The organism is Achromobacter sp. F4_2707 (genome assembly GCF_047501535.1).
Classification (GTDB): Bacteria; Pseudomonadota; Gammaproteobacteria; order Burkholderiales; family Burkholderiaceae_B; genus Yanghanlia.
The window spans coordinates 1-595 of sequence record NZ_JAZDRJ010000023.1; the positions used below are offsets into that span (position 1 = coordinate 1).

At 57.1% G+C, this 595-nt stretch carries 1 protein-coding gene; it reads left to right on the forward strand.

Going from position 1 to position 595, the window contains the following annotated elements; all coding sequences use genetic code 11:
- On the forward strand, positions 1-591 hold a 591-nt coding region (locus VRY85_RS14855), incomplete at its 5' end, for an EF-Tu/IF-2/RF-3 family GTPase (protein ID WP_414599379.1).
- Positions 592-595 lie beyond the last annotated feature (4 nt).

A 595-nucleotide genomic window follows, 5' to 3' on the forward strand; every position in this document is an offset into this window, starting at 1 on the left:
TACATTCCCCAGCCTGAGCGTGCTGTCGACGGCGCATTCCTGATGCCTGTGGAAGACGTGTTCTCCATCTCGGGTCGCGGTACTGTGGTAACCGGCCGTATCGAGCGTGGTGTGGTGAAGGTGGGTGAAGAAATCGAAATCGTGGGTATCAAAGACACGGTTAAGACCACCTGCACGGGCGTTGAAATGTTCCGCAAGCTGCTGGATCAAGGCGAAGCTGGCGATAACGTTGGCCTGCTGCTGCGCGGCACCAAGCGTGAAGACGTTGAGCGTGGTCAGGTTCTGGCCAAGCCCGGCTCCATCAAGCCGCACACCAAGTTCACTGCCGAGGTTTACATTCTGTCCAAGGAAGAGGGCGGCCGTCATACACCGTTCTTCCAAGGCTATCGTCCTCAGTTCTACTTCCGTACGACCGACGTAACTGGCACCATCCAGCTGCCGGCCGACAAGGAAATGGTTCTGCCCGGTGATAACGTGTCGATGGAAGTGACCCTGATCGCTCCTATCGCCATGGAAGAAGGTCTGCGCTTCGCCATCCGTGAAGGCGGTCGTACCGTCGGCGCCGGCGTTGTGGCAAAAATCATCGAGTAAAAAA